This window comes from Pectobacterium aquaticum, from assembly GCF_003382565.3.
Classification (GTDB): Bacteria; Pseudomonadota; Gammaproteobacteria; order Enterobacterales; family Enterobacteriaceae; genus Pectobacterium; species Pectobacterium aquaticum.
This window is the reverse complement of sequence record NZ_CP086253.1, coordinates 1,531,666-1,558,665: the sequence shown is the minus strand read 5'-3', so window position 1 is coordinate 1,558,665 and position 27,000 is coordinate 1,531,666. Positions and strand designations below refer to the sequence as shown.

Sequence of the window (27,000 nt, the reverse complement as noted above, 5' to 3'; positions counted from 1 at the left end):
GCCATGAATACCAAAACTCAATCGCACCATTTCAGTGCTTTTACGCACAAAATTAGTGCAATGCGATAAAAAAGCACAAAAAAAGGGCAGTGAAAGTTGACCGCCCCGAGAGAGAAAAATACCGTACCTGAATCTCTACCCTGCTACGACGCACCTTGCCAGCGGATAAAGAGATCTTTTGGCAGGTCGATGTCAAACTGGTCTAGAATACGATTTACTGTCTGATCGACAATATCCTGCACACTTTCTGGGCGATGATAAAACGCAGGCACTGGCGGCATAATTATCGCCCCCAGCTCAACGGCAGTGGTCATCAATCGCAAATGCCCTAAGTGCAGCGGCGTTTCACGTACCCCCAGCACCAGAGGACGACGCTCCTTCAGCACCACATCAGCCGCGCGGGTCAATAGATTGTCGCTGTAGCTGTGCACAATGCCGGAAAGGGTTTTTATCGAACAGGGTAAAATCACCATCCCCGCCGTTTTAAACGACCCCGAAGAGACGCTGGCAGCAATATCACGCGTGTCGTGTACCACATCAGCCAGCGCCTGCACGTCACGCAGGCTAAAGTCCGTTTCTAACGCCAGCGTCTGCCGGGCGGCCTGACTCATGATCAGATGCGTTTCGATACCTTCCAGCGTCTGTAAAACCTGTAGCAGCCGGATGCCGTAAATGACGCCGCTGGCACCGGAAATTCCTACAATGAGTCGCTTCATTCATACTGCCTCTGGCTGGCCGCGTAAGCAGAAACGCGGAAAAATCATCTGCGCAAACTTTGCCGCATTGATTAACGATAAGCAAGGATAAGCACCAAAAGCCTGTTTTCTAGATACAACTGTTTTCTAGATACAACAAAGGGGGAGGACACTTTCGCGCCCTCCCCCCTTCAACACAGCCTTAATGTGCGACTAGCTGTTAACCTTCGTTGTGCAGTTCCAGATCTTCAACTTCATTCTGGCTACGCAGCGCTTTGGCATCGTCATTGCGCAAGACTTCCAGATAATCCAGATAACCTTGATCGACATCCTTCGTCACGTAAATCCCGTTGAACACCGAACATTCAAACTGAGCGATATCCGGGTTATCTTCACGTGCGGCTTCAATCAGATCGTCGAGATCCTGGAATATCAGCTCATCGGCACCAATAATCTTACAGATTTCATCCACTTCACGACCGTGGGCAATCAGTTCATTAACGCTCGGCATATCGATGCCGTACACGTTAGGGAAGCGAATTTCCGGCGCCGCTGAGGCCAGATAAACACGCTTGGCTCCTGCTTCACGCGCCATCTCCACAATCTGCTCCGACGTTGTACCACGCACGATGGAGTCATCCACCAGCAGCACGTTCTTGTCACGGAACTCAGCACGGTTGGCGTTCAGCTTACGGCGTACCGATTTCTTACGCGCCTGCTGCCCTGGCATGATAAACGTGCGGCCAACATAGCGGTTTTTCACAAATCCCTGACGATACGGCTTGTTGATAATGCGCGCGATTTCCAGCGCGATATCACAAGAGGTTTCAGGAATCGGGATCACAACATCAATATCGAGATCTTCCCACTGGCGCGCAATTTTTTCACCGAGCTTCTGGCCCATGCGAACACGTGCGCTGTAGACCGAAATTTTATCAATGAAAGAGTCTGGGCGAGCGAAGTAGACATATTCGAACAGGCACGGGTTGCTCTTTGGATTCTCTGCACACTGGCGGGTAAACAGCTGCCCTTTTTCCGTAATGTAGATCGCTTCTCCCGGCGCCACATCGCGTAAAAATTCAAAGCCCAGCGTATCCAGCGCGACGCTTTCTGACGCCACCATATACTCGCTGCGGCCATCTTCCAGATCGCGCTTACCGATAACCAGAGGACGAATCCCGTTTGGATCGCGGAAAGCCACCATACCGTGACCGATAATCATGCCAACACAAGCATAGGCACCGCGAATTTGCTGGTGCGTTGCGGCAACGGCCGCAAAAATATTATCGGCTTCCAGCGGGTAGTGTTGGAAACGGTCCAGCTCTCTGGCGAAAATATTCAGCAGAATTTCAGAATCAGACGTGGTGTTAACGTGACGGCGCTCCTGCTCGAACAGCTTTTTACGCAGTTCGTGGGCGTTAGTCAGGTTACCGTTGTGAGCCAGCGTGATACCGAACGGTGAGTTAACGTAGAAAGGCTGTGCTTCCGAGGCGCTGGAACTGCCTGCGGTCGGATAACGCACATGGCCAAGCCCCATGTTGCCCTGTAAGCGTTGCATGTGCCGCGCTTCAAACACATCTTTCACCAGGCCATTGGCCTTACGCAGGCGAAAACAATTAAAGGCATCGATGGTCACAATACCCGCAGCATCCTGCCCACGGTGTTGCAACACCGTTAACGCGTCATAAATCGACTGGTTGACCGGTGTAAAACCGGCGATACCGACAATACCGCACATGGTGTCTTTTCCTCATCAGCGCTACCGCAGCGGTAAATGCTGCGGCAAGAAACTTGACGTGCTTTGCAGGTAGTCAAAAAACCACCTGATAATATAACTGAACTGCGGGATTAACTGGGATTGCTTCCAGTCATCACTTTGTGAAAAACCGGTGAACGTATCCAGAAAGAATAGCAGTGCGGAAACGATCAGCACCCCGCGCAGCGCACCAAAACAGATGCCCAGAACGCGATCGGTGCCGGATAATCCGGTACGTTCAACCAGTGAACTAATCACATAGTTGACGATAGCTCCCACAATCAACGTTGCAATAAACAGAATGGCAATCGCAATGCCGTTACGCACCAGCTCATCATCAAAACGGGTGAAGTAGACCGCGAGGTAAGCGTAGTAATGACTGGCAACAAAAAAAGCACATCCCCAGGTTACTAACGACAGCGCTTCGCGAACAAACCCCCGGATTAGGCTAACCAGAGCCGAAAATCCGATGATGCCAATAATGACGTAATCAACCCAAACCATGAACTATCCTAATAATGAACGATGCTACCGATAAGCCGCTACGTCATCCTGTTCGCGGCGCATTCTAACAGAAAAAGAAAACGTTTGCGTAGCGTATTTCCGCCGATTTCATCGATAGATAATCAGGCGAAAAAACCGACAAGACGTCATGCCTGATTCTATAAACTCTCGGCATCTTAACGAACGGAATGCGCTCGCACCTGCCCGCTTAGCCCGCTGATCTGTTTCAGTTCGCCCAGTGAAGACTCCAGCTTCTGCTTCGAGGCATCTGGCCCCACGTAAATACGGGTGATTTCGCCTGAAACCGGCGTGGATGGCACGGTATACGCACGGTAGCCAGAGAGACGAAGCTTAGCGACAATTTCGTTCACCTTATCGGCATTTTTCAACGCACCAAGCTGCACAATATAGGCCTGTCCGACAGGCGCTTGCTGCGTCGGCTGCGTCGGCTGCGTTTCAGGCTTCACTTCCGGTTTGGGTTCCGGTTTGGGTTCCGGTTTAGGCTCTGGTTTCGGTTTCACCTCAGGCTTTGGCTGAGGCTTCGGCGTCACTGGTGCTGGCGTCTGAACCGGCGGACGCTCAACCACCACTGGCGGTGCGGTCATGGCTGGCGTATTCATGCCAGAATGGGACGATGGCGGCGTCTGCGTCGTGGTTTCAGGTCCTGTCGTTGTAGATGACGTAGTTGCAGATGATGCAGACGATCTCGCTTCAGCAGCTTCGGCTTCCGCACTATTTTGCATCGCCGTTTCTGCCCCTTCCGGAGGCTGACTCGGCAGCGGCGGGTTCAGCGCAGGCAGTGCTTCCATCTCATTGCTGTCACCCAGCTTAGGGATCAGCGGAATCGACGCAAACTCGTCTTCGTAGTGCTTTTTCTTGCCATCCAGCAGGGCCGGTAAGGCGATCACGCCCAGTGCGACCAGAATAACCGTACCGACCAATCGATTCTGAAATTTACTCGCCATTCGCCTTCTCCTCATCCAGCGCGTCCATCACATGCGCTACTGTATGAAAAGATCCACACACAATGACGATATCCTGCTCCGTCGACTCGGACATTGCTTGCTGCCAAGCGGCAACGACATCGGAAAATGATTGGCTTCGCGTCAGATGCTCGGCAATCTGCTGCGCCGTAGCACCACGCGGTCCTTCCAGCGACGCGCAATACCACGCATCCACTGACGGCGTTAAGTGGGCCAGCGTACCAGCAATGTCTTTATCCGACAGCATGCCGACAACAGCTCGCACTTTTCCGGTTTTCGGCAGCCCAGCCAAACGATTTGCCAGATACGCCGCCGCATGAGGGTTGTGTGCTACATCAAGAATCAATCGCGGTGACACCTGCACAGTCTGAAAACGACCGGGTAATGCGGCGTGCTGCAAACCTTGTCGAATCGCTTCTTCACTCACGTTGAGTGAAGAATAGTGCAATGCAGCCAGTGCCGTGGCGGCATTGGCTAACGGGACGTTGGGTAACGGCAACCGTGACAGTTCGCGCTGTTTATCCTGCCAGCTCCACGTCTCGCGCTGCATTGAATATTCCCAGTCTCGACCACGGCGGCGCAGTTGCGCGCCTTTCTCCGCGGCAACGTCGGCAATCGTTCCTGGCATATCTGGCTCGCCAACAACCGCAGGTCTCCCTTGTCGGAATATCCCCGCCTTCTCGCGACCAATGCTTTCCCGATCGTTACCTAACCAATCGGTATGATCGATAGCAATGCTGGTTACCACAGATACATCTGCATCCACAATATTGGTAGCATCCAACCGCCCGCCTAGCCCCACTTCCAAAATAACGACATCCAGATTCGCCTGCTTGAAGAGTTGCAGTGCCGACAGCGTGCCAAATTCAAAATAGGTGAGCGATACCGCCCCTCTCCCTGCTTCAATATCCGCAAACGCCTGCGTATGGAGCGCTTCAGGCAATTCTTTACCCTGAATGCGCACTCGCTCGGTATAGCGAAGCAGATGGGGAGAACTGTACACCCCCACCCGCAGACCAGCGGCTAACAGAATGGATTCCAGCGTACAGCAGGTCGTTCCTTTGCCGTTTGTCCCCGCGACGGTGAAAATCGTGGCGGCAGGCTGGAGCAGTTGGAGATGTTCGGCAACCTGCTTAACGCGCTCCAGGCCTAGATCAATGGCCTGAGCGTGCAGGTGCTCAAGATAATGAAGCCACGTGACCAAAGGTGACGTGGCTTGGGGTATTTGAAGAGTATCCATGAGTCCCGTTCACTCGCTTACGGTTCATTACGGGCAGAGCGTGCGCATTGCTACTCGGTCGAGAACGACGTGGTAGTGCCACACGCCCTGCCCATCATGTCAATTATGCGTCATCCTGTGATGATTCAGACGGCGCATCGCTGCGAATTTCCACGTCATCGTTGCCAGGTTCTGGATGGTTCGTCAGTTTGGCAAGGATGGTAGCCAGCTTGTAGCGCATTTCCGGACGACGAACGATCATATCAATCGCCCCTTTCTCAATCAGGAATTCACTGCGCTGGAAGCCCGGCGGCAGTTTTTCACGCACGGTCTGTTCGATAACGCGTGGGCCGGCAAAACCGATTAGCGCTTTTGGTTCCGCAATGTTCAGGTCGCCCAGCATCGCCAGACTCGCGGAAACTCCCCCCATGGTTGGGTCAGTCAGCACAGAAATATAAGGCAAACCACGATCGCGCATTTTTGCCAATGCGGCACTGGTTTTCGCCATTTGCATCAGCGACATCAGCGCTTCCTGCATACGCGCACCGCCACTGGCGGAGAAGCACACTAGCGGGCAACCATCTTCCAGTGCCTGCTCAACGCCACGCACAAAACGCGCACCCACGACGGACGCCATTGAACCGCCCATGAAAGCAAACTCAAACGACGCGACGACAATCGGCATGCCGTAAAGCGTACCTTTCATCACGACTAGCGCGTCTTTCTCATCGGACTGCTTCTGTGCAGAAACCAGACGATCTTTATATTTTTTGGAATCCCGGAATTTCAGGACATCCTTCGGCTCCAGTTCGCTTCCCAACTCGACAGTGTTTTCTTTATCCAGAAAAGCCTGTAGACGGGCACGCGCGGAAAGGCGCATATGGTGATCGCACTTCGGGCAGACACCCAGATTGCGCTCCAACTCGGCACGATAAAGAACCTGGCCGCAGCTATCACATTTTGTCCAGACCCCTTCAGGGATGTTCGCTTTACGGGTCGGTGTGATATTGCTTTTGTTAAGAATTCGTTCAATCCAGCTCATTGATAACCTTTCTGCTTGAACCTGGCAAATGCCAGTCCGCTGTTCATGTTATTCCCTGACAACATTGCCAATGAAAAAATGCCTGAGACGCACGACAATCGCGGTACAAAGGCATCGGCACCCAGGGTGTTCCCAAGAACAGACCATAAATGCTGCCCATTAAACCATAACGTTCCGGTACTGTGGATAAAAAACTGGTCAAACCGGATGTTAAAATACTTCACTTATTTCACATTACCGCGCGAGGCCGCTCTACGGTGACGGGCAATCTCAATAATGCCCGGCAGGATAGAGAGAAAAATAATCGCGACAATCAGTAATTTCAGATTTTCCTGCACTACTGGCAAATCGCCAAACAGGTAGCCCGCATAGGTGAACGACAACACCCACAGCAGCGCACCAATGGCATTATAGGCCGCAAAATGCCGATAGCTCATGTGCCCCATCCCAGCAACAAACGGCGCAAATGTTCTCACAATCGGGACAAAGCGCGCCAGAATTATCGTCTTGCCACCGTGACGCGCGTAAAACGCATGCGTTTTATCCAGATAGCTGCGGCGGAAAATCTTTGAGTTCGGGTTGCTAAACAGCTTCTCACCGAACAGTCGTCCAATCGTGTAGTTCACCGCATCGCCCGTAATCGCGGCAACGATCATCAGGCACACCATCGTGTGCACATTCAAATCGTTCGACGGCAGTGCCGCCAGCGCCCCTGCGACAAACAGCAGCGAATCTCCCGGCAAAAACGGCGTCACCACCAGCCCAGTCTCACAGAACAGAATCAGGAACAAAATGGCATAAACCCAGACACCATATTGCGCCACCAGTTCCGCCAAGTGGACGTCAATGTGCAGAATAAAATCAATAATAAACTGTATAAACTCCATCACAACTTCTTCTCCCCAACGTGTCTATTGAACGCACGCGGTCGATAGACGCAAAGCAGCCGCACTCTCCGTGTTGCCTTGCATATAGCACGCTCAATAGCCTCGTCCTTAATACGCATCGCACGCTACCTTTGGCCTACGGCCATCTGGCAGCGAGCAACAGATAAAAGACGCACTCGTTACAACAAAAAACGTCAATCAGCTAAAAAGAGCGGTCCCATCGTAGGCTGCGGTAAAGCAAAACGCGCGGGATAATCTACCGCCACCAAATACAATCCTTCGGCTCGGGCTGTTGCACCAGCCAGCGTACGATCTTTGGCCGCCAGCAGCTCGGCAATCCACGATTCTGGACGATTGCCACAACCGACCTCCATCAGGCTGCCAACAATATTACGCACCATATGATGCACGAACGCATTGGCCTTAATATCTACCACGATATAGTCACCGTGACGTGTAACCTTTAAATGATTTACATAGCGCCACGGCGTGCGCGACTGGCACTGCACCGCACGAAAAGAGGTGAAATCATTCTCCCCCAACAGGCACTGCCCAGCACGCTCCATACGTTCCACGTCTAACGGGTGATAAAAGTGCGTCATACCACGCGAAAGCACCGCAGGACGATAGCGGTGATTGTAGATGACATAACGGTAGCGGCGTGCCGTAGCGCTGAAGCGCGCATGGAAATCCTCATCCACTGTTTTCACCCAGCGCACCGCGATATCCGGCGGTAAATTTGCATTCACCCCCATCGTCCAGGCGGCGTCTTTTCGGATCGCGCGTGTGGTGAAATGCACCACCTGCCCGGTGCCATGAACCCCAGCATCGGTTCGCCCGGCGCAAAACACCTCTATCGGCTCATCCGCCACTTTGCTCAGCGCTTTTTCAAGACAGGCCTGCACGCTAGCAACGTCAGACTGGCGCTGCCAGCCATAATAGAGGCTACCATCGTACTCAATACCTAGCGCGATTTTCAGCGGGGCGCGTTCGTTTTCCGCAGCGGCATAGGCCTGAGTCGCCTCCGCCTGAGTGGTTTCCGACATTACCCGAGATACTCCTGCACCAGACACTCTGCCGTTTCCACCGCCATCAGCGCGCCGCCAAAGCGAGCGTTATCGGCGACCGACCAGAATTGCAGTAGCTCAGGAATACCGTAATCATTACGTAGACAGCCGACGCTCAGTTGCCCATTGCCCGAAGCATCGCCTACCTGCGTCGGGTAATCCTGCTCATCGCTGACCTCAATATTCCCAGCATTGCGCAGTTCATCGCGCGCTTCTTCCGCAGACAGCGGACGCAGTGATTCAAGATGAACAACCTGTGCGTGGCCATAGAACACGGGGGACTGAATGCAGGTCACTGAAATCGGCAATCCGTCGTCCTGCAAAACTTTACGCACCTGATCGACCAGACTGCGCTCTTCGCGCACGCTGCCCACATCATCAGGCAGTAAAGGCAACAGATTGAATGCCAGCTGTTTCGGGAACAGCCCGGCCTCAGGCGGAACACCGTTCAGCAGACGAGCACTTTGTCCCGCCAGATCGTCTATCGCCGCTTTACCGAATGCGGAAACGGACAGCATATTGACGACATGCAGACGCGAGAGCCCAGCCACATCGGTCAACGGCTTAATCACCGTCAGCAGTTGGCTGGTCAGGCTGTCGGCCACTGCAACAATATTGCGGTTACGATAATCTGCCAGCGTATGCGTATTCACGCCGGGCACCACTAGCGGGACGTCCGGTTCCAGCGCAAACAGACCGCTGCTGTCTATAACCAGACAGCCTGCGTCCCCTGCGTCTTCCGCATAGCGGGCGCTGACATCCTGGCCAGCGACAAAAAATGCCAGTTGCGCCTGTGACCAGTCAAAATCAGCCACATCGGTGACCAGGCAAGATTTGCCGTTAAAACGTATGGTTTCACCCGCGCTACGTTCACTGGCCAGCGGATACAGTTCACCCACTGGGAATTCGCGTTCCTGCAATAATTCCAGTAACGCCGTGCCTACTGCGCCCGTTGCGCCCAGCAGAGCAATATTCCAGCCGTCAGACATTTGGTTCTCTCCCAAATTTTGAATGAAACACAAATCATGAATGGAACCGACAGACGATAGTGACGCCGTCTGTCAGTTTATGAATAAAAAAGTGATGCTCGCGCGAAACGCCGTTAGCGTGCGTCCCGCACTGACGCTGTGAATCCCAGCGCGTTCAGGCAATCTGCACTGTCAGAATCGGCGCAGATAACATGGAGTGACGACCATTCGCGTCGTTCCTGATAATGTTTACGCAGGCGATCGAATTCGCCTTCCTGATGCGCTACGTGGCGCAACAACGCATCGTCCCGACGCACATCATACACCAGATGCACCAGACGTTTTAGCAGCGCCTCATCCAGCGGTGCGGTCAATGTCACTTCGGCATACTCTGGCGCAGGCAAAAGCGACGAAAGCGCCACCTGCTGCGGGGTTCCGATAAACTCGCTCCACGCCTCAAACACCTGTGTGGTGCCGCGCGCTTTTCCTTCCAAGGTATAACCGGCGATATGTGCCGTGCCGATGTCTACCCGCGCCAGCAGATCGGTCGATAACGCGGGTTCCGGCTCCCATACATCAAGAATGACGCTGAGTTTTTTACCCTGTTGCAGCGCCTCAAGCAGTGCAGCATTGTCCACCACTGGGCCACGACAGGCATTAATCAGAATACGTCCGTCCGCAAACGCGCTCAGTACGGCGGCATCAACCAGATGGTGAGTACGATACGGGCCGTCGAGATATAGCGGCGTATGCAGCGTCAAAATGTCGGCATCACGTACCAGCGTGTCGAGCGGAAGGAAATCGCCCACCTCACCGCGATCGGCACGCGGCGGATCGCACAGCAGCGTTTTAACGCCCAAGGCCTTCAGACGCGCATCCAGACGTCTGCCAACATTACCCACGCCGACAATCCCGACGGTTTTATCACGCAGTTGGAAACCATCACGCTCGGCCAGCATCAGCAAAGAAGAAAAGACGTACTCCACTACCGCGATGGCATTACAGCCGGGGGCAGCAGAAAACGCGACCCCGTTGGCGTTAAGCCAGGTGTCATCAACATGGTCGGTGCCTGCCGTCGCGCTGCCGACAAATTTTACCGCTGAACCAGACAGCAAATCCGCGTTCACCTTCGTGACCGAGCGCACCATCAACGCATCCGCGTCTGCCAGCAGATCGCGCGGCAAAGGACGTCCCGGCACGGCCTGCACTTCACCCAGACGGCTAAATAGCTCGCGGGCATACGGCATATTCTCATCAACCAGAATCTTCATTGTCTTCTCCGACATCGGTAGCCAGCCAAAAAAAGTGGGGAGATATTCTGCCACCGAATGGTGCAGAAACCCAAGGCAATTACACTGCACAGCCTTTTCTTCGCGGGGGTGTATCAATATCCCGCCACAGCTATTCCAACATTAGAGATATGGGGTTGACGGTAGCCTAGCGAGTGTCTACCTCCGGCGTTGGTACGAATATCATACAACTCTACCATTAGATTAGTGCCGTTTTAGGCGACGTCTGACTATCGACCGTCACGGGAGATTGCTATGATTCATCTCAATCATGACGGCAGTAAGGATAACCGATATGCAACCTGTAAGTGGCCCAGGTGCCCCGCTGCCCGGCGAACGTTCGGTGACGCCGACCACCACATCGTCAACCTCTACATCATCCGCTAACGCTGCGGGTTCCTCCGCCAACGGCGATCGACCGCTGACGCTGGCGCAGCGCACAACGCTGGAAAATCTGGTGCTTAAAGTTGCCGCGCTGACAACGTCAAAGGCAGCGGAAGTCTGGACAACGGTAAAACAGGGATTAGGGCTGGCAGAAAATAATGAACTGCTGTCCCGCCATTACCAGCCTGCCGAGCAGATACTCCAGACGCGTTTAACGCAGGCGCAAGACAGCGGTGGACGTCAACAGCTGCTTCAGCGTCTGACCGATATGCTGTCTCAGGGAAATAACCGTCAGGCGGTCAGCAATTTCATCCAGCAACAGTTCGGTAGCACCACGCTAAGCGCGCTGACTAAAACGCAGCTACAGCAGGTTGTTACGCTGCTGCAAAACGGGCAAATTCCGCAGTCAACGGCATCAACCACCGCGTCGCAAACCGCTCAGGCAGCCAACTCGCCCGATCGTCCGCTCTCTCCTGCTGAACAGCGCGGCTTGAATCAGTTAGTCACCCGATTAGCGACCATGACCGGGGAACAGCCTGCAAGAGTGCTGAACAATCTGATGATGATGCAGAATCTTAGCCTGGGCGACGCCATCCCGTTAAAACATCTGCCGCTGATCACGCAGTTCCTGCAAGCACAGGTTGAGCTACAACAGACACAAACGCTACTGCGCGCCACCTCGCCAGCGCCACAAGGAGCACCGACAAATGCAGGCACAGCGGGTACATCGCCAGAACCGCTGACAGCCAACACCACCAATACAGCGAATGCGAATCCGTCATCCACAGCAAATCTACCATCACAGCCGCTATCGGCACAGAATGCACTGCTTTCGCCGAATCTCGCGCCGTTGCAAGCTCTGCTACAACAGCCTATGACCGCGCAGGAACAGCAATTATTGGTGGATTACACGCAGAATCGCTTCAATATCGGATTACAAACCCCGCTGACGCCGATGCAGGTTAGCGATCTGCTGACGTTCCTGTTTACGCAGCGTATTCAGCGCTCACAGGAAACGGACTGGACCACGACCTCACAGTTGCTGCATCCGCTGTTTAACCCGCTGATTGCTTCGCTACCGCTCAGTTGGCAATCCCTGTTCCATAAGCCGATGTTTCTGGTGATTGTCAGCACCTGCGTAGCTGCATTTCTGCTGTGGGTATTAATCTAGCGTCAATACCGCTCATGACCATCATCAACCAAACCCGCACAAACAAAAAACCCCGCGGCTTGCGCCAGTGGGGTTTTATTTATTTCAATGAGAACGTTTGAATGAAAATGTTCGAATGATAAACCGATTACTTATCGAGCTTTCTCATTACCAGCGCGGCGTTGGTGCCACCGAACCCGAAACCGTTAGACATCACCGTTTTCAGTTCGCGCTCGGTCATTTCAGTGATGACATTCATGCCTTCAGCACGTTCATCCAGTGTTTCCACGTTGATGCTCGGCGCAATAAATCCGTGTTCCAGCATCAACAACGTATAGATGGCTTCCTGAACGCCAGCCGCACCCAGAGAGTGACCGGTCATCGCTTTGGTCGCAGAAATCGGCGGAACATTGTCACCGAAGACTTCGCGAATCGCCCACAGTTCCTTCACATCACCCACTGGCGTAGAAGTGCCGTGCGTGTTGATATAATCGATCGGTGTATCGATATCCTGCATCGCCATCTTCATGCAACGTACCGCGCCTTCACCTGACGGGGCAACCATATCCGCACCATCAGACGTCGCGCCGTAGCCGACTACTTCGGCATAGATGTGCGCGCCACGCGCCAGCGCGTGCTCCAGTTCTTCTACGACAACCATACCGCCGCCGCCAGCAATGACGAAACCATCACGGTCGGCGTCATAAGTACGGGACGCTTTCTCTGGTGTCTCATTGTATTTGGTTGACAGTGCGCCCATCGCATCAAATTCACAGGCCAATTCCCAGCACAGCTCTTCGCCACCACCAGCAAACACGATGTCCTGTTTGCCCATCTGAATTTGTTCAACCGCGTTACCGATGCAGTGTGCAGAGGTCGCACAGGCAGAGCTAATAGAGTAGTTCACGCCGTGAATTTTGAATGGCGTTGCCAGACAGGCGGATACCGCAGAACCCATGGATTTGGTTACCACATAAGGGCCAACGGCTTTCAGGCCGCGCGGGCTACGCATCGCGTCAGCACCGAACACCTGATAGCGAGCAGAGCCGCCTGAGCCAGCAATCAGGCCAACGCGGGGGTTATTCTGATAAACCTCATCAGACAGCCCGGAATCTTGAATCGCCTGCTCCATGGATAAGTAGGCATAGATCGATGCATCACTCATAAAACGCACAATTTTGCGATCGATGAGGCCAGTGGTGTCCAGTTTGACATTCCCCCAGACGTGACTACGCATGCCGGAATCTTTCAGCTCTTGAGAGAAAGTAATGCCCGAGCGGCCTTCTCGCAATGATGCCAGAACTTCCTGCTGGTTATTACCGATGCTTGATACGATCCCTAGGCCAGTAATCACTGCACGTTTCATGTAATACCTCTTCTTCCACTTGTAGAGTTTGGGACTTCGCTTCGCACTTTAGCGTACAGTTGTAAGCTGAACAAGTCCGATCAGCCAAACTATTGCGAAATCATTGCTAAATTTGCGCCACAATATTCAGCCCGATAGAATCTCATCATCACTTGAATAATGAGCTTTTTGTCGTGACCAACCTCCCCATCCAACACGCATCGTTAAGTTGGAACGCTCAGGGTACACCTGTATCGCAACAGTTTGATGACGTCTATTTTTCGAATCAGGATGGGTTGGCAGAAACCCGTTATGTGTTTTTAAAGGGCAATCACTTTCCTGAGCGTTTCACCACGCACCCGCGCGCCGCCTGCGTGATAGCAGAAACCGGCTTTGGCACGGGCCTGAATTTTTTGACGCTGTGGCAGGCATTTGCCGACTTTCGTCAACAGCAACCACAGGCGACCTTGCGCCACCTGCATTTCATTAGCTTCGAGAAATTCCCGCTGCGTCAGCATGATTTGGCTGCCGCACACGCACAATGGCCGGAGCTGGCCCCCTTCGCGGATGAACTACGCGCTCAATGGCCGCTAGCGCTGCCAGGCTGCCATCGCCTGATTCTGGCGCAAGGTAGTATCACGCTTGATTTATGGTTCGGTGACGTCAACGTCTTACTGCCTGAGCTGGATGATACGCAGAACCATCAGGTCGACGCCTGGTTTCTGGATGGCTTCGCGCCTGCCAAAAACCCAGATATGTGGACGGATAATCTGTTTCAGGCAATGGCACGTCTGTGCCGTAAAGAAGGCTCGTTCGCTACCTTTACCGCCGCAGGCTTTGTGCGTCGCGGTCTGCAACAGGCGGGGTTTCAGGTCAGTAAAATCAAAGGATTTGGGCAAAAACGGGAAATGCTGAGCGGCATGCTTCTTGACGCGCTTCCCGTCACGTCGCCGACGCCGTGGTACACACGTCCCGCCGCCAGTACGACTGACGATATCGCGATTATTGGCGGCGGCATCGCCAGCGTGCTCACCGCGCTGGCTCTGCAACGTCGCGGTGCAAACGTCACGCTCTACTGCGCGGACGCGCTGCCTGCCACAGGCGCATCCGGCAATCGTCAGGGGGCGCTTTATCCTCTACTGAATAACCGACACGATGCGGTATCCCGCTTTTTCTCGCTCGCCTTTAACTTTGCTCACCGCAATTACACCGCGCTGACACAGCAGGGTTGGGAGTTTGAGCATCAGTGGTGCGGCGTCAGCCAGCTTGCCTGGGATGAAAAAAGTGCGCATAAAATCGAACAGATTCTGCAAGGGGAATGGCCGCAAGAGCTGGTCGTCAGCGTGGATGCGCAGCAACTGGAAAATCAGAGCGGCCTGAATCCCGGCGTAAACGGCATCACGTATCCTGACGGCGGCTGGCTGTGTCCGGCAGAGCTGACGGCTTCTGCGCTGAAGCTGGCAGAGCAAAACGGTCTGTCGGTACAGATGAGTACTACCGTTTCGGCTCTGGAGAAAACGGACGGCGGCTGGGCGCTCACCCTGAGCACTGGCCAGCAGGTAAACCATGCGGTCGTGGTGCTGGCAAATGGTCACCACATTACCGACTGGGCACAGACATCCCATTTACCCGCTTACGCCGTGCGTGGACAGGTCAGCCATATTCCGACCAACCCTGTACTGGGGCAGCTCAAACAGGTTTTGTGCTACGACGGCTATCTGACACCAGTGAGTCCGCAACATCAAACGCACTGCATCGGGGCGAGCTATTTACGGGGCGAAACACATTGTGAATATCGGGAAGACGAGCAGCAAGAGAACCGCCAGCGCCTGCTGAATTGTTTGCCCGACGCAGACTGGGCGAAAACGATCGATATCAGCGATGCGCAAGCGCGTCAGGGCGTCCGCTGCGCACTGCGCGACCATCTACCGCTGCTTGGCGCCGTGCCGAACTATGAACAAACGCTGACAGACTATGAAGATCGACTGCATCCTCAACACCGTGCTGACACGGTGCCAAGCGCACCCTATTGGCAGGATCTGTTTATCATCGGTGCGTTAGGCTCACGCGGCCTGTGCTCCGCCCCACTCGCGGCGGAAATTCTGGCCTCGCAGATGTATGGCGAACCGCTACCGCTGGATCGCGATACGCTCGCCGCACTCAACCCGAATCGTTTCTGGATAAGGAAACTGCTGAAAGGTAAACCTGTAACGAAGGATTAATAAACTATCTCCTCACAGACAAACGGCCTCTTGTGCACAAATGCCACGACTTATAATGGTTTTTGCCAGAATACGGCTTAAAAAATTATGCAGAGGTGAGCTTGACCGCCGAGTGAGCGGCAGGACGCCGCGAAAGCCAGTGCCGCGTCGGGAACGCGTCACTGGCGGCTCGACTAGCGGTCAGGAACACCGATGGAACCGCGCAGCGGCATAATTTAGCCGGAAGCCTGGGTTCGCAGGGCGGCGGCGACTGAGCGCCCTGCGTCGGGCGCGTATACGGTATCGCATATGAATAGCGGCGGTGTAACGCACGAAACCGTCTCTGAGTCGGCATAGGAATGTAACTAAGAGACAGTAGGTAGGGAGCGGCCATAACAAGTTCAGCTAAACTCGCGCTGATTAATTCAAGCTAGTGCGTACTATTCTGCGCCTGTTGGAACAAACGTTCCCACATCCCGTTAACCAGCACCTGATCCGGCGGTGACAGTTCACCGTTTTTGATGGCGTTATTGATGCTGTCGCTAACGCGCAGATGCAGTGCTTCAAGCGTGTGTTCCCCATGCTCTTCCGCTTCAGCCACCGACACCGTCAGATGACCACGCAAATAGCCGCCAGCAAACAGTTCGTCATCGCTGGCATGCTCTACCATGTCATCAATCAGCGCCAGAATGCGCGTTTCAAATTCTGCGATCATTTCTTATCCTCAAATTTTTTGCGGTTCCCGCGCATCACAGATCGGCTGGATACGGGAAGCTCGCCGCCGTCAGCGTTGGCGTATTGTAAAATGATTGTAATGCACGAATAAAGCTGGCGGGACGTGCGGGAATCCCCTCTTCCAGATATTGCATCACTTGCGCATGCACGCGTCGCTGGAAATCAATGCGGTCCGGCTCGCAGTCGCCGTTCAGGTTGTCACAACTGACGTTAAACGGAAAGCCTGCGGCCACGCAGAACAGCCAGTCGAAGGCCTGCGGTTTGATTTCCACCACCTCAAACTGGCTTTGCGTCGAGGCATCGCGGCCATCTGGGCAGTACCAGTAGCCGAAATCGACCTGCAAACGCCGCTGAGCACCAGCAATGCACCAGTGAGAAATTTCGTGTAGCGCGCTGGCATAAAAACCGTGGGCAAACACAATCCGGTGATACGGAATGTCAGCATCCGCGGGCAGATAAATCGGCTCATCATCGCCTTTTACCAGACGGGTATTGTATTCGTCGCCAAAACAATCATTAAAAATATCAATCAGTTGTTGATAATGGTGCGTCGTAGTCATGTTATCTGTTGTTATCATCATTTGTTGTTATAAAAACTGTCCCAGCCAGATGGCAATCTCGTGCCCATGGCTGTCATAAATCAGCTTGCCACTCATGATGGCGGAAACCAGCACCAGCATAGGACGAATCAGCTTTTGCCCTTTCGTCATCACCATTTTGGCTCCCAGCCGCGCGCCGAGGATCTGCCCGATCAGCATGACGCCGCCGACCACCCAGACAACCTGACCGCCCAGAATGAAAAACAGTAGCCCGCCGAAGTTGGAGGTAAAGTTCAGGATTTTGGCGTGCGCCGTCGCTTTTGCCAGATTGAAGCCATACAGGGTGACAAAGGCCAGTGCGTAAAATGACCCAGCACCGGGGCCGAAGAAGCCGTCATAAAAACCGACACAACAGCCTGCCACAATCGCAAACGGAAGTGGCGACAGGCGACGCTGCCGATCTTCATCACCGATTTTAGGCGTTAATAAAAAATAGAGGCCAATGCCAATGATCAGCACCGGCAGCAGTTGGCGCAGAAAATCAGCATTGATCTGCTGGATCAGCCAGGCACCAAAGGTCGAGCCAACAAACGTCAGCGCAATCGCCAGCTTCTGCTCGCCCAGATTCACCGCACGGCGGCGGATGAAATACAGGCTGGCGGAAAAGGATCCACCAACGGCTTGAAGTTTATTCGTTGCCAGCGCCTGCGCCGGGGATAACCCCGCCGCCAGCAAGGCGGGGATCGTTAATAAACCGCCCCCGCCCGCAATCGAATCAATAAACCCTGCCAACGCCCCGACAAAAAACAGTACGGCCAGCATTTCTGGCCCAAGAACTAACCAGTCCATCGTTATTCGTTATCTCGCAGCAAAATGTCTGTCGAGCAGTGCCTGACAAGACGGAGGCAACGGCGGCGGCGTGGTTTTTTCCGGGGCTTCGGTACTCGGTTGTTTTGGCTGGAACCAGCTGGTTAACTCGGCACCGCATCCGTCACCGACAGGGGTTTCGTCCTGATCCTGGCACTCAAGGCTGTCCGCCGGGCAGCGCAGGCGCACATGCATATGCGCACGGTGTGCAAACCAAGGGCGAACTTTGCGCAGCCAGTCACGATCGTGGCCAGCTTCAACACACAGCTGTTTTTTAATCGCCGGATTAACGAAGATGCGCGTTACGTCGCTATCCAACGCAGCGGTTTTGATCAGGGTGGTGATTTCCGGTCGCCAAACGCGGGGGTTAACGTTCAGCCCGCTGGCGTTAACCAAATCGATAGGCTGCGGTTTCAGCAACTGCTGCTCGCTCCAGCGCTGTCTGGGCAATTGCAGCCAGATGTCGACATCCAGCCCAGATTGATGACTGGCGTGGCCGCTGCTGAAACGTCCCCCAACAGGCATGCCCATATCCCCCACCAGCACATTACCGGACGTCGTACGCTTAACCTCGTTGCTCAGGCGGTGAATAAACGCCAGAAGATCGGGGTGACCGAAATAGCGGCGCTGATCGACGCGCATCACCTGATAATCCTGCGACTGCAAAGGCAGCGGCTGGGCACCGATGATACAGCCATTGGAAAAACTACCAATTGACTGTGGCGTACCCACGACCGGATGCGCGATCTCCTGCCAGGGCGTTTTCGCCCATACGGCGTTCGACAAGAGCGGCGCGCTCAGTGCCAGCGCGAGAACCCCGATTAACCCTTGTTTCATGATTTTTACCAGCGAGGAACCTGACTGTTTACATCCCCACACTGTGCGCGTTGGCGCAGCAGGTGATCCATTAACACAATCGCCATCATGGCTTCGGCAATCGGCACAGCGCGAATACCCACACAAGGATCGTGACGCCCGCGCGTGACCATTTCAGTCGCTTCGCCTTGACGGTTGATCGTTTTGCCCGGCACCATAATGCTGGAGGTCGGCTTCAACGCCAGATGCGCAACAATATTCTGGCCGCTGCTGATTCCACCCAAAATGCCGCCAGCGTGATTGCTTTGGAAACCGTCCGGCGTGATTTCGTCTCGGTTTTCACTGCCACGTTTGGTGACAACGGCAAAGCCATCGCCAATTTCAACGCCTTTCACGGCGTTGATGCTCATCAGTGCGTGAGCCAAATCAGCATCCAGACGATCAAAGACCGGTTCGCCTAATCCGACAGGCACCGATTCCGCGACGACGCTAACCTTCGCGCCAATGGAGTCACCGTCTTTTTTCAGCGCCCGCATCAGTTCATCCAAGGCTTCCAGCTTGTCGATATCCGGGCAGAAGAACGGGTTTTGCTCAACCTGTTCCCAATCTTTCAGCTCGCAGGTGACATCGCCAATCTGCGACAGATAGCCACGTACCTTCACGCCATGTTGCTGTTGCAGGTACTTCTTCGCAATCGCGCCCGCAGCAACGCGCATCGCCGTTTCACGCGCGGAAGAGCGGCCACCGCCACGGTAATCGCGCAGGCCGTATTTTTGCTCATAGGTGTAATCGGCATGACCGGGGCGAAAGACGTCTTTAATCGCACCGTAATCCTGAGAACGCTGATCGGTGTTTTCAATCAACAGGCCAATGCTGGTTCCTGTTGTTACGCCTTCAAAAACACCGGACAGAATCTTGACCTGATCGGGTTCGCGGCGCTGCGTCGTATAGCGGGATGTTCCCGGACGGCGGCGATCCAAATCGTGTTGCAGATCCGCTTCCGTCAGTGGGATCCCCGGCGGTACACCGTCAACAATACATCCCAGGGCAAGACCGTGGGATTCACCAAATGTAGTGACGCGGAAAAATTGCCCAATACTGTTGCCTGCCATCACAACTCCTTCGCATGTGTTCTGTTTCTGCCTTACCGTCTACACGGTAAGGCGAATAAATATCGTTATGACCGTTTAATCACGGCTGCTGACAAAAGTCGTTGAGCGGTAGTAACGGATAGATCGTAAAGACGCTGCAAGTACATCCCTGTAAGCTCGGATTGCGCCATCCCTGGCGCAAACGCTTTACTCTTCTATTCCGTTACTCCCGCCCTCACTTCGCAAGTAGGTTTATCAACTATCCGAATCACGGTAAGCGCTAAAATGCGCTTTGCAATCGGCCAGTTGTGATTGCGTTAGCATAAACACACCGTCACCGCCATTATCAAACTCCAGCCAGGTGAACGGGATGTCTGGGTATTGATCGATAAGGTGCACCATACTGTTGCCCACTTCGCAAATCAGCACGCCGTCATCGCTCAGATAGTCTGGCGCACAAGCCAGAATACGGCGAACCAGATCCAAGCCGTCGTTGCCCGCCGCCAGCCCCAGCTCAGGCTCGAAACGGAACTCCTGCGGCAGATCGAACATATCTTCTTCATCCACATACGGTGGATTGGTCACGATTAGATCATAGCGAATCGCCGGTAAATCGCGGAACAGATCAGAGCGAATCGGCGTCACGCGGTATTCCAGACCGTGCTGCTGAATATTTTGCTCGGTTACCGCCAGCGCCTCGCTGGAGATATCGACCGCATCGACTTCCGCTTCCGGGAACGCCTGAGCGCAGGCAATAGCAATACAGCCGCTGCCCGTGCACAGATCCAGAATATGGTTTGGCGTTTTTGGCAGTTGCTCATCAAAATAATTATTGATCAGCTCACCGATGGGAGAGCGCGGCACCAGCACGCGTTCGTCCACGTAGAATTCCAGTCCGCAGAACCAGGCCTTGTTGGTCAAATAGGCGACAGGAATACGCTCATTGACGCGGCGGATCACACGTTCAACAATGCGCTGCCGTTCGCTGGTGATCAAACGCGACGTGTACATATCTTCAGGAATATCGAGCGGCAGATACAGGCTAGGCAAGACGAGCTGTATAGCTTCATCCCAGGGATTATCCGTCCCGTGACCGTAATAGACGTTGGCTGCGTTAAACCGGCTGACAGCCCAGCGCAACATATCCTGAATGGTATGAAGTTCACTGACGGCCTCATCGACGAAAATTTTGTCCAAGGGTGTCCTCCGCAGACAGTTCTGAATGGCAAATTGGCGCTTAGTTTGCCATGAAGCCTGCGACAAATCAGCAGATATAACCGACTGAACGCGCTCCGATACAGACTTTTATTTAGCGACAGCGGGGAGACAAGGTAAACTGAACGAATGTTGACGCAAGATGAATGAAACATGAGTAATAAATATTCGCTGAATGACGACGAATTACAGCTTTTTCGTACGTCAATCACTGGCACAAAAAAATTGCGTCAGGATACCTATACCCACAAACCGCTGCGCAAAAAACTGGGCGAATTGCCCGCCAAACGGGTATTGCAGGAGCAGGTTGATGCCAGTTTCTATTTTTCGGATGAATTTCAGCCACAGTTGGATGCAGAAGGCCCGACACGCTATGTCCGCTCGGGTGCCAGCCACTATGAATTGAAGAAACTTCGACGGGGAGATTATTCACCGGAGCTGTTTCTGGATTTGCATGGCCTGACGCAGCTTCAGGCGAAGCAGGAACTGGGCGCGCTGCTAGCGGCCTGTCGGCGGGAGCACGTTTACTGCGCCTGCGTAATGCACGGGCACGGCAAACATATTCTTAAGCAACAAACGCCGCTCTGGCTGGCACAGCACCCTGACGTGCTGGCTTTTCATCAGGCTCCGAAAGAGTTCGGTGGGAATGCCGCGCTGCTGATTTTGGTGGCGTTAGAGGCGCCTTTGCTTGAGTAATCCCGCCCTTCTTCGAAGAACGACAAGGCGTGTCAGTCCATTACACGCCTCATACCATATAAATTCAGGCGTTGAAGTTAGGTTAGCATTCAGGATTTTGCGCTCAACTGCGCTGGGCTGACTTGCCAGTGCAGAAGGCCATGACCGGATTCCGCTTCCACCGTCACGCAGGCAATAGCAGATGTGGCAAACATCGGCGCGGTTTCATTCTGGCATAGTTCGGCAACCAGATAACCCACCAGCGGCAGATGCGACACAACCAAGACTGCACCCACGCCTTCTCTCGCCAGCGTTTGCAGGTAATAACTGACAAGCTGGGCATCACCACTGGGCGTCAGCTCATTCAGGCAATCCGCCTCTTCCGGCAGCGGCAGATCTTTTTTCACCACCTCAAGCGTTTGCTGGGCGCGCAAATAAGGGCTCACCAGAACGCGCTCAATATCGATATTTTGCTCATTCAACCAACATGCCATCTGGCGGGATTCATCACAACCAGCGTCGCTCAACGGCCGAAGGGCATCACTCGCTGCATCAAGTACCGCATCACCATGACGCATTATCAACACTTGCATATTACACCGCTATGTAAATGAAATAATTATGTATTTTCTATAATTCAAGTTGCCTATGCAGGGATTATCCTGCATAGGCCATTCAAATTATGTAGGGTATAAATCGTCTTATTCCTGTAGGTTACCTGAGTTTCTCGTTCTGATAAACTCACCTGACGCTGGTTTCAATATCACGCACGTCCTGTTCCTACTTTTCCAATGGTAATACCATGATAAATAAAAGTTTAATGCCCCCTAGTCGAACACATCTTATTGGAAAGGTATATTCACAAAATCAAGAGGGACATATTCCGTCATACGTCAAGTTGCCTGTGCGTTGGCGGCGCTACTCCGCACATTAACGAGTTGCACCGCCCCATCAGTGCCACGGTAAGCAGCGTTCACTTACCTGATACTCGAATTATTTAGGTTATCTAATCGACTAGTTGAAAGTATTACCTAATTTATCAACGTATTATCAGGCTAGTTTGAATATTATTCATGCTCCGATGAAGGCATAAATTCCGACAGACGCTTTTTTTGTCTGCCTAGATCATCCAGATTGGATGGATGTAGCCACCATTGCATAGCCTGAGAGATAGCGGGCCATTCACTATCAATAATTGAATACCAGCGGACATCACGGCTATGTCCTTTGGAAACCTGAGTTTGTCGGAGAGTTCCTTCATATCTGAACCCCAGTCGCTCCGCTGCACTGATTGCAGACTGATGCAAGCTGTCACATTTCCAGCCACATCGACGGTATTGTAACGTGTCAAAAATATAATTGAGTAAAAGAAAAATGGCCTCGGTGCTAGATAATGTTCGTTTCATCAGAGGAGACCAGTTAATCCAACCAATCTCTACAGCACCATTATCCGGATCCATCCGTTGTAATGCGATAAACCCCACCGCTTTACCCGTAGAAAGGCTGATAACGGCGAAGAAAAGTGGATCCTTGCTCGCGGCAAGCGAAGCAATATAGTGATCACTCTGTCTAATGGTCACTGGGCGTTTGATGTGAAAATACGTCCAGTCTCGCTCGTCATCAATACTGTGCCAAGCATCAAATAAATCCTGGCTATGTTTAAGATCAATGGGTTCAAGAAAACAGTGCTTTCCTTTAAGCACCACTTTTTGCGGAAGCGATCGTGGTTGCCACTCAGGCAATGATTTACCCAATTCCTGACCATAAACATTGAACTCTGTCATGATAACGCCGCCTTTTTCGTATAATTACATTAATAAAAAACCATAAAGGTATTCATTGGGTATTACCCGTTGCTGTCCTAGCCACGTAATATAGAAAACAGCCTAAATCACTTCACCAACCTAATGAATATTAGTCAGACAAATCAGTCAGCTCGAACGTATAAAAATGCCGTCACGATCAACGAGCACTCTGGTCTTCGTCGGTTGGCGGATAAAACGTCCGTCGACCTTCCCGCATCGCGAGCAGACGTTCACAGGGTGCGAACCGATCGCCATACTGTTGTTGCAGCACCAGCAGCGTTTTCACGACCGTTTCCACTCCCAAACGATCCATATAGTGGAACGGCCCGCCGAGGAAAGGGGGGAAGCCAATGCCAAATACCGCGCCGATATCGCCATCGCGGGCGCACTGGATCACGCCTTCATCCAGACAACGCGCGGCCTCGTTCAGCATCATCATCACGGCACGCTGGCTGATCAGCGCAGGGTCAATATGGGCCTTCGCCGTCACATCCAGCAACGGATAAACCGAGCTATCCACCTCTCTGCCCGCCTGCCAGAAACGGCGTGTTTTATTGTACCGATAGAACCCTTTCCCATTCTTGCGCCCTTTGCGTCCATCTTTCAGGATCGCATCAAATGCAGGCGGAGAGGTGAAGCGTTTGCCCAGCACTTCACTCAGCACCGGCACAATTTTGGTCGCGACATCAATACCGACTTCATCAAGCAGCGCAAGCGGACCGACAGGGAAGCCAAAGCGCACCAGCGCATAATCGATCGATTCAATCGGCTCCCCTTCCAGCAGGTAATAAGCCGCTTCGTTGATATAAGGCGCTAATATGCGGTTCACATAAAAACCGGCGCTGTCGCCTACGACGATCGCGGTTTTCCCCTGCTTTCTCGCCAGAGCCACCGTCGTTGCGACCGTCTCTGCGCTGGTGTGAGCGTGAGGGATAACTTCAACCAGCGGCATTTTGTCCACCGGGCTAAAGTAGTGCAGACCCACAACCTGTTGCGGACGGCGAGCGCCCTCTGCAATCTGGTGGATCGGCAGCGAGGAGGTATTCGATGCGAAAATCGTGTGCGGCGCAGCGTGCTCTTCAATTTCCGCCACCATTTGCCGCTTCAGCGCCAGATCTTCAAAAACGGCCTCAATGACGATATCCGCATGTTCAAAACCGCGATAGTCCGTGCTACCGGAAATCAACGTCATCAACCGCTGGCGCTCCGTCGGCTTCATCCGCTTACTCTGAACGCGTTTGGTCAGCAGTTGCCAGTTGTACTTCAGCGCATGGTTAATGCCCTGTTCATTGATATCTTTAATGCGCACCGGTAACTGCCCGCGCGTCGCCGTCACGCTGGCGATCCCACCGCCCATCAGCCCACCGCCGAGAATACCAACGCGGTGGATCGGCTTCGCTTCAGAGTCCGCACCGGCGGTTTTCTTTAATGCATTGGAGGCAAAGAACAGGTGGCGTAGCGCGGCAGATTCCGGCGTCATCACCAGTTTGCCAAACGCTCGCGCCTCGTGCCGATACCCTTCCTCACGACCTTTTTCTATGCCCCGACGCACCACCTGAATGATTTTTTCCGTGGCCGGATAGTTGCCGTGTGTTTTCGCTCGCGTTTTGCGTTTCACTATTTTGAACAATACATCGCGAATACCTGGGCTACTCAGCAAACGCGAACGCCAGCCCAGCGGCACGGCTTTGCGTTTTCCTTTTTTGATAATCTCGACTGCCGTCTCCAGCAGGATATCGTGCGGGACAGCCTCATCAACCAGTCCTTGTCGTAACGCCTGACTCGCGCGGAGGTGGCGGCCGGTCAGAATGAGATCCAGCGCGCTATCCAGACCAATTAACCGTGGCAACCGCTGCGTTCCGCCTGAACCAGGAAGAAGACCAAGCTGCACTTCCGGTAGCCCCAACACCGTTTTTTCATCCAGCGAGCAGACGCGATAGTCGCAGGCTAATGCTAACTCCAGCCCACCGCCCAGACAGGCACCGTGGATCGCGGCCACTACGGGGAACGGCAGCGCGGCTACCTGATCGAACGTTTCCTGCCCTTGCTTCGCCAGATTTTCTGCCTGTTCGGCGCTGCTACACTGGTTCAACATGGTGATATCCGCACCGGCGATAAACGAATCAGGCTTGGCGGAAATAAAAATCAGCCCCCTGAGCGTCGCATGCTGCCGCACCTGCTCGAAGACCGAAAGAATCTGTTCTGCAAATTCGCGCTTTAACGTGTTCACCTTCTCGCCGGGGACATCAATGTAAATAACACCGATGTTGTCCGGCCGAATGGTAAGGGAAAAGGCTGAGGGGCTTTCCGTCACAGACGATGTTGTTTCCATTGCAGACGATGTTGTGACGGAGAAAGGCTGTTGATCGTTCATGGCGTCACCTCCAGTACCATTGCCGCACCCAGCCCACCAGCCGCGCAGGCGGTGGTTAACCCCAGCCCGCCGCCACGACGGCGCAGTTCATTCAGCGTTTGGGTAATCATCCTCGCGCCAGTGGCAGCAAAGGGGTGTCCATAGGCAATGGATCCCCCCAACACATTGAACTTGGCGCGATCTACCTCGCCCAGTGCGGCATTTCTACCCAGTTGATTCCGGGCAAACTCATCGCTGGCAAACAGTTTGAGATTTGCCAACGTCTGCGCGGCAAAGGCTTCGTGCATATCAATGAGGGTCAAATCGGCCAGCGTCACGCCAGCCCTTGCCAACGCCAGCGGGGAGGCATAAGCCGGCCCCAGCAACATATCACGCTGCGCACCGATAGCGCTGAATGCATAGCTGCGTAGGTAGCCTAGCGGCGTGAGCCCCAGACTTTTCGCCTTAGATTCACTCATCATCAACACCGCCGCCGCACCATCCGTCAGCGGCGTACTGTTCGCCGCCGTGACCGTACCGTGTCGGCGATCGAACGCCGGACGTAAGCGGGAATACTGCTCCAGCGCAGAATCATGACGCACGTTGTTATCTTCACTTAGCGCCTTGTCATAAGGTGGGACGTAAGCCGTCATCACTTCATCGCGCAGCACGCCAGATTCCCAGGCCTGAGCAGCCAGCTTGTGCGAACGGTGCGCCAGTTCATCCTGCTCTTCACGCGTGATGCCGTAGGTTTTTGCCATTTGTTCGGCGGTATCGCCCATGCGCAGCCCGGTGGAATACTCCGCCACGGCGGGCGCAACCGGCAGCAGATCTTTTGGGCGCAGGCCGCTTAACAGTTTCAACTTCTGGCTCAGCGTCCGAGCCTTGTTCATATCCACTAGCGTTCTGGCCAACGCTTTGCTGACGCCAATAGGCAGCACGGAAGAGGAATCCGCCCCGCCGGCAATGCCGACTTCCACCATACCCGCCATAATGCTTTCCGCCACATTGGCGACCGCCTGAAAGCTGGTAGCGCAGGCGCGCGACACGCTGTAGGCATCGGTATGCACGCTCATACCCGTGCCGAGCACGATCTCTCTGGCGATATTCGGCGCTTCGGGCATCTGAATCACCTGCCCAAAGACCAATAGCTCGATCAATTCAGGATCGATCCCAGTGCGGACCAGTAATTCGCTGGTGACGAGCTTCCCTAATTCGATGGCTGGTACGCCATGATAGGCCGTTGCCTGCCGGGCAAATGGGGTCCGTAATCCGCTCACGAACGCAATGCGATCGCCACGGCGGGTTATCAGAGGTAATACCTCGCTCATAAACGCTCCTGTTAACCGAAAATACTCCCGTTAACCAAAAATACTTCCGTTAACCAAAAATAAAGTACGCGCACAACAGGTCA

24 protein-coding genes are annotated in these 27,000 nt (G+C 53.7%); 3 read left to right on the top strand and 21 right to left on the bottom strand.

Annotation, left to right across the window (positions count from 1 at the left end):
• Positions 1–143: 143 nt before the first annotated feature.
• The 10 genes from DMB82_RS07290 to pdxB form a co-directional block, all read right to left on the bottom strand.
• Positions 144–716, bottom strand: coding sequence for a UbiX family flavin prenyltransferase (locus DMB82_RS07290; protein WP_010285043.1), 573 nt, complete (start codon positions 714–716; stop codon positions 144–146).
• A 199-nt stretch (positions 717–915) separates the two neighbouring features.
• Complete coding sequence (purF, locus tag DMB82_RS07285; RefSeq protein WP_010285044.1) at positions 916–2,433, bottom strand: amidophosphoribosyltransferase; 1,518 nt, start codon at positions 2,431–2,433, stop codon at positions 916–918.
• Positions 2,434–2,454: 21 nt separating this feature from the next.
• Positions 2,455–2,955, bottom strand: a complete 501-nt coding sequence (gene cvpA, locus DMB82_RS07280) for a colicin V production protein (RefSeq protein WP_010298532.1) — start codon at positions 2,953–2,955, stop codon at positions 2,455–2,457.
• A gap of 176 nt (positions 2,956–3,131) precedes the next feature.
• Positions 3,132–3,920, bottom strand: coding sequence for a cell division protein DedD (dedD, locus tag DMB82_RS07275; protein ID WP_116162641.1), 789 nt, complete (start codon positions 3,918–3,920; stop codon positions 3,132–3,134).
• Entirely contained in the window at positions 3,910–5,178 is a 1,269-nt protein-coding gene (gene folC, locus DMB82_RS07270) for a bifunctional tetrahydrofolate synthase/dihydrofolate synthase (RefSeq protein ID WP_102117707.1), read from the bottom strand. The genes dedD and folC overlap by 11 nt, the downstream gene beginning before the upstream one ends.
• 103 nt (positions 5,179–5,281) lie before the next feature.
• Positions 5,282–6,199: an acetyl-CoA carboxylase, carboxyltransferase subunit beta gene (gene accD / locus DMB82_RS07265; protein WP_102117706.1), complete on the bottom strand. Its 918-nt coding sequence runs from the start codon at positions 6,197–6,199 to the stop codon at positions 5,282–5,284.
• A 224-nt stretch (positions 6,200–6,423) separates the two neighbouring features.
• Entirely contained in the window at positions 6,424–7,086 is a 663-nt protein-coding gene (locus DMB82_RS07260; RefSeq protein ID WP_116162643.1) for a DedA family protein, read from the bottom strand.
• 194 nt (positions 7,087–7,280) lie between these two features.
• Positions 7,281–8,132 (bottom strand): tRNA pseudouridine(38-40) synthase TruA, encoded by an 852-nt coding sequence (truA, locus tag DMB82_RS07255; RefSeq protein ID WP_102117704.1) that lies wholly within the window; start codon positions 8,130–8,132, stop codon positions 7,281–7,283.
• Positions 8,132–9,142, bottom strand: coding sequence for an aspartate-semialdehyde dehydrogenase (locus tag DMB82_RS07250; RefSeq protein ID WP_116162645.1), 1,011 nt, complete (start codon positions 9,140–9,142; stop codon positions 8,132–8,134). The genes truA and DMB82_RS07250 overlap by 1 nt, the downstream gene beginning before the upstream one ends.
• A 113-nt stretch (positions 9,143–9,255) precedes the next feature.
• Positions 9,256–10,392: a 4-phosphoerythronate dehydrogenase PdxB gene (pdxB, locus tag DMB82_RS07245; RefSeq protein WP_116156188.1), complete on the bottom strand. Its 1,137-nt coding sequence runs from the start codon at positions 10,390–10,392 to the stop codon at positions 9,256–9,258.
• A 313-nt stretch (positions 10,393–10,705) separates the two neighbouring features.
• Here pdxB and flk point away from each other — a divergent pair, with 313 nt between their 5' ends.
• Positions 10,706–11,965, top strand: coding sequence for a flagella biosynthesis regulator Flk (gene flk / locus DMB82_RS07240; protein WP_102117701.1), 1,260 nt, complete (start codon positions 10,706–10,708; stop codon positions 11,963–11,965).
• A 127-nt stretch (positions 11,966–12,092) separates the two neighbouring features.
• Here flk and fabB read toward each other — a convergent pair whose 3' ends face one another.
• Complete coding sequence (gene fabB, locus DMB82_RS07235) at positions 12,093–13,310, bottom strand: beta-ketoacyl-ACP synthase I (RefSeq protein WP_039532308.1); 1,218 nt, start codon at positions 13,308–13,310, stop codon at positions 12,093–12,095.
• Between the two features lie 173 nt (positions 13,311–13,483).
• Here fabB and mnmC point away from each other — a divergent pair, with 173 nt between their 5' ends.
• On the top strand, positions 13,484–15,511 hold the full coding sequence (gene mnmC, locus DMB82_RS07230) for a bifunctional tRNA (5-methylaminomethyl-2-thiouridine)(34)-methyltransferase MnmC2/FAD-dependent 5-carboxymethylaminomethyl-2-thiouridine(34) oxidoreductase MnmC1 (protein ID WP_116162647.1): 2,028 nt from the start codon (positions 13,484–13,486) through the stop codon (positions 15,509–15,511).
• Positions 15,512–15,920: 409 nt separating this feature from the next.
• On the opposite strand, the gene DMB82_RS07225 is transcribed toward mnmC, so the two are convergent.
• From DMB82_RS07225 to prmB, 6 genes are all read right to left on the bottom strand, one after another.
• The gene (locus DMB82_RS07225) at positions 15,921–16,205 is read right to left on the bottom strand and encodes a YfcL family protein (protein ID WP_014916053.1); all 285 of its coding nucleotides are present in this window, start codon (positions 16,203–16,205) and stop codon (positions 15,921–15,923) included.
• A 34-nt stretch (positions 16,206–16,239) separates the two neighbouring features.
• Entirely contained in the window at positions 16,240–16,785 is a 546-nt protein-coding gene (locus tag DMB82_RS07220; protein ID WP_102117699.1) for an elongation factor P hydroxylase, read from the bottom strand.
• 27 nt (positions 16,786–16,812) lie between these two features.
• Positions 16,813–17,613 (bottom strand): sulfite exporter TauE/SafE family protein, encoded by an 801-nt coding sequence (locus tag DMB82_RS07215; protein WP_102117698.1) that lies wholly within the window; start codon positions 17,611–17,613, stop codon positions 16,813–16,815.
• 9 nt (positions 17,614–17,622) lie between these two features.
• Positions 17,623–18,468, bottom strand: a complete 846-nt coding sequence (mepA, locus tag DMB82_RS07210; RefSeq protein WP_102117697.1) for a penicillin-insensitive murein endopeptidase — start codon at positions 18,466–18,468, stop codon at positions 17,623–17,625.
• A 5-nt stretch (positions 18,469–18,473) separates the two neighbouring features.
• On the bottom strand, positions 18,474–19,559 hold the full coding sequence (aroC, locus tag DMB82_RS07205; protein WP_039507870.1) for a chorismate synthase: 1,086 nt from the start codon (positions 19,557–19,559) through the stop codon (positions 18,474–18,476).
• 234 nt (positions 19,560–19,793) lie between these two features.
• On the bottom strand, positions 19,794–20,735 hold the full coding sequence (prmB, locus tag DMB82_RS07200; protein WP_116162649.1) for a 50S ribosomal protein L3 N(5)-glutamine methyltransferase: 942 nt from the start codon (positions 20,733–20,735) through the stop codon (positions 19,794–19,796).
• 171 nt (positions 20,736–20,906) lie between these two features.
• Here prmB and smrB point away from each other — a divergent pair, with 171 nt between their 5' ends.
• Positions 20,907–21,449, top strand: coding sequence for an endonuclease SmrB (gene smrB, locus DMB82_RS07195; RefSeq protein ID WP_116162651.1), 543 nt, complete (start codon positions 20,907–20,909; stop codon positions 21,447–21,449).
• An 89-nt stretch (positions 21,450–21,538) separates the two neighbouring features.
• Here the strand turns inward: smrB and sixA are convergent, their stop codons facing one another.
• The 4 genes from sixA to fadI form a co-directional block, all read right to left on the bottom strand.
• Positions 21,539–22,021 carry a phosphohistidine phosphatase SixA gene (sixA, locus tag DMB82_RS07190; protein WP_116162653.1) on the bottom strand — a complete coding sequence of 161 codons (483 nt, stop codon included), beginning with the start codon at positions 22,019–22,021 and terminating at the stop codon, positions 21,539–21,541.
• A gap of 474 nt (positions 22,022–22,495) precedes the next feature.
• Entirely contained in the window at positions 22,496–23,212 is a 717-nt protein-coding gene (locus tag DMB82_RS07185) for a GNAT family N-acetyltransferase (RefSeq protein ID WP_102117693.1), read from the bottom strand.
• A 178-nt stretch (positions 23,213–23,390) separates the two neighbouring features.
• Positions 23,391–25,607, bottom strand: coding sequence for a fatty acid oxidation complex subunit alpha FadJ (gene fadJ, locus DMB82_RS07180; RefSeq protein WP_116162655.1), 2,217 nt, complete (start codon positions 25,605–25,607; stop codon positions 23,391–23,393).
• Entirely contained in the window at positions 25,604–26,917 is a 1,314-nt protein-coding gene (fadI, locus tag DMB82_RS07175; protein ID WP_116162657.1) for an acetyl-CoA C-acyltransferase FadI, read from the bottom strand. The genes fadJ and fadI overlap by 4 nt, the downstream gene beginning before the upstream one ends.
• Positions 26,918–27,000 lie beyond the last annotated feature (83 nt).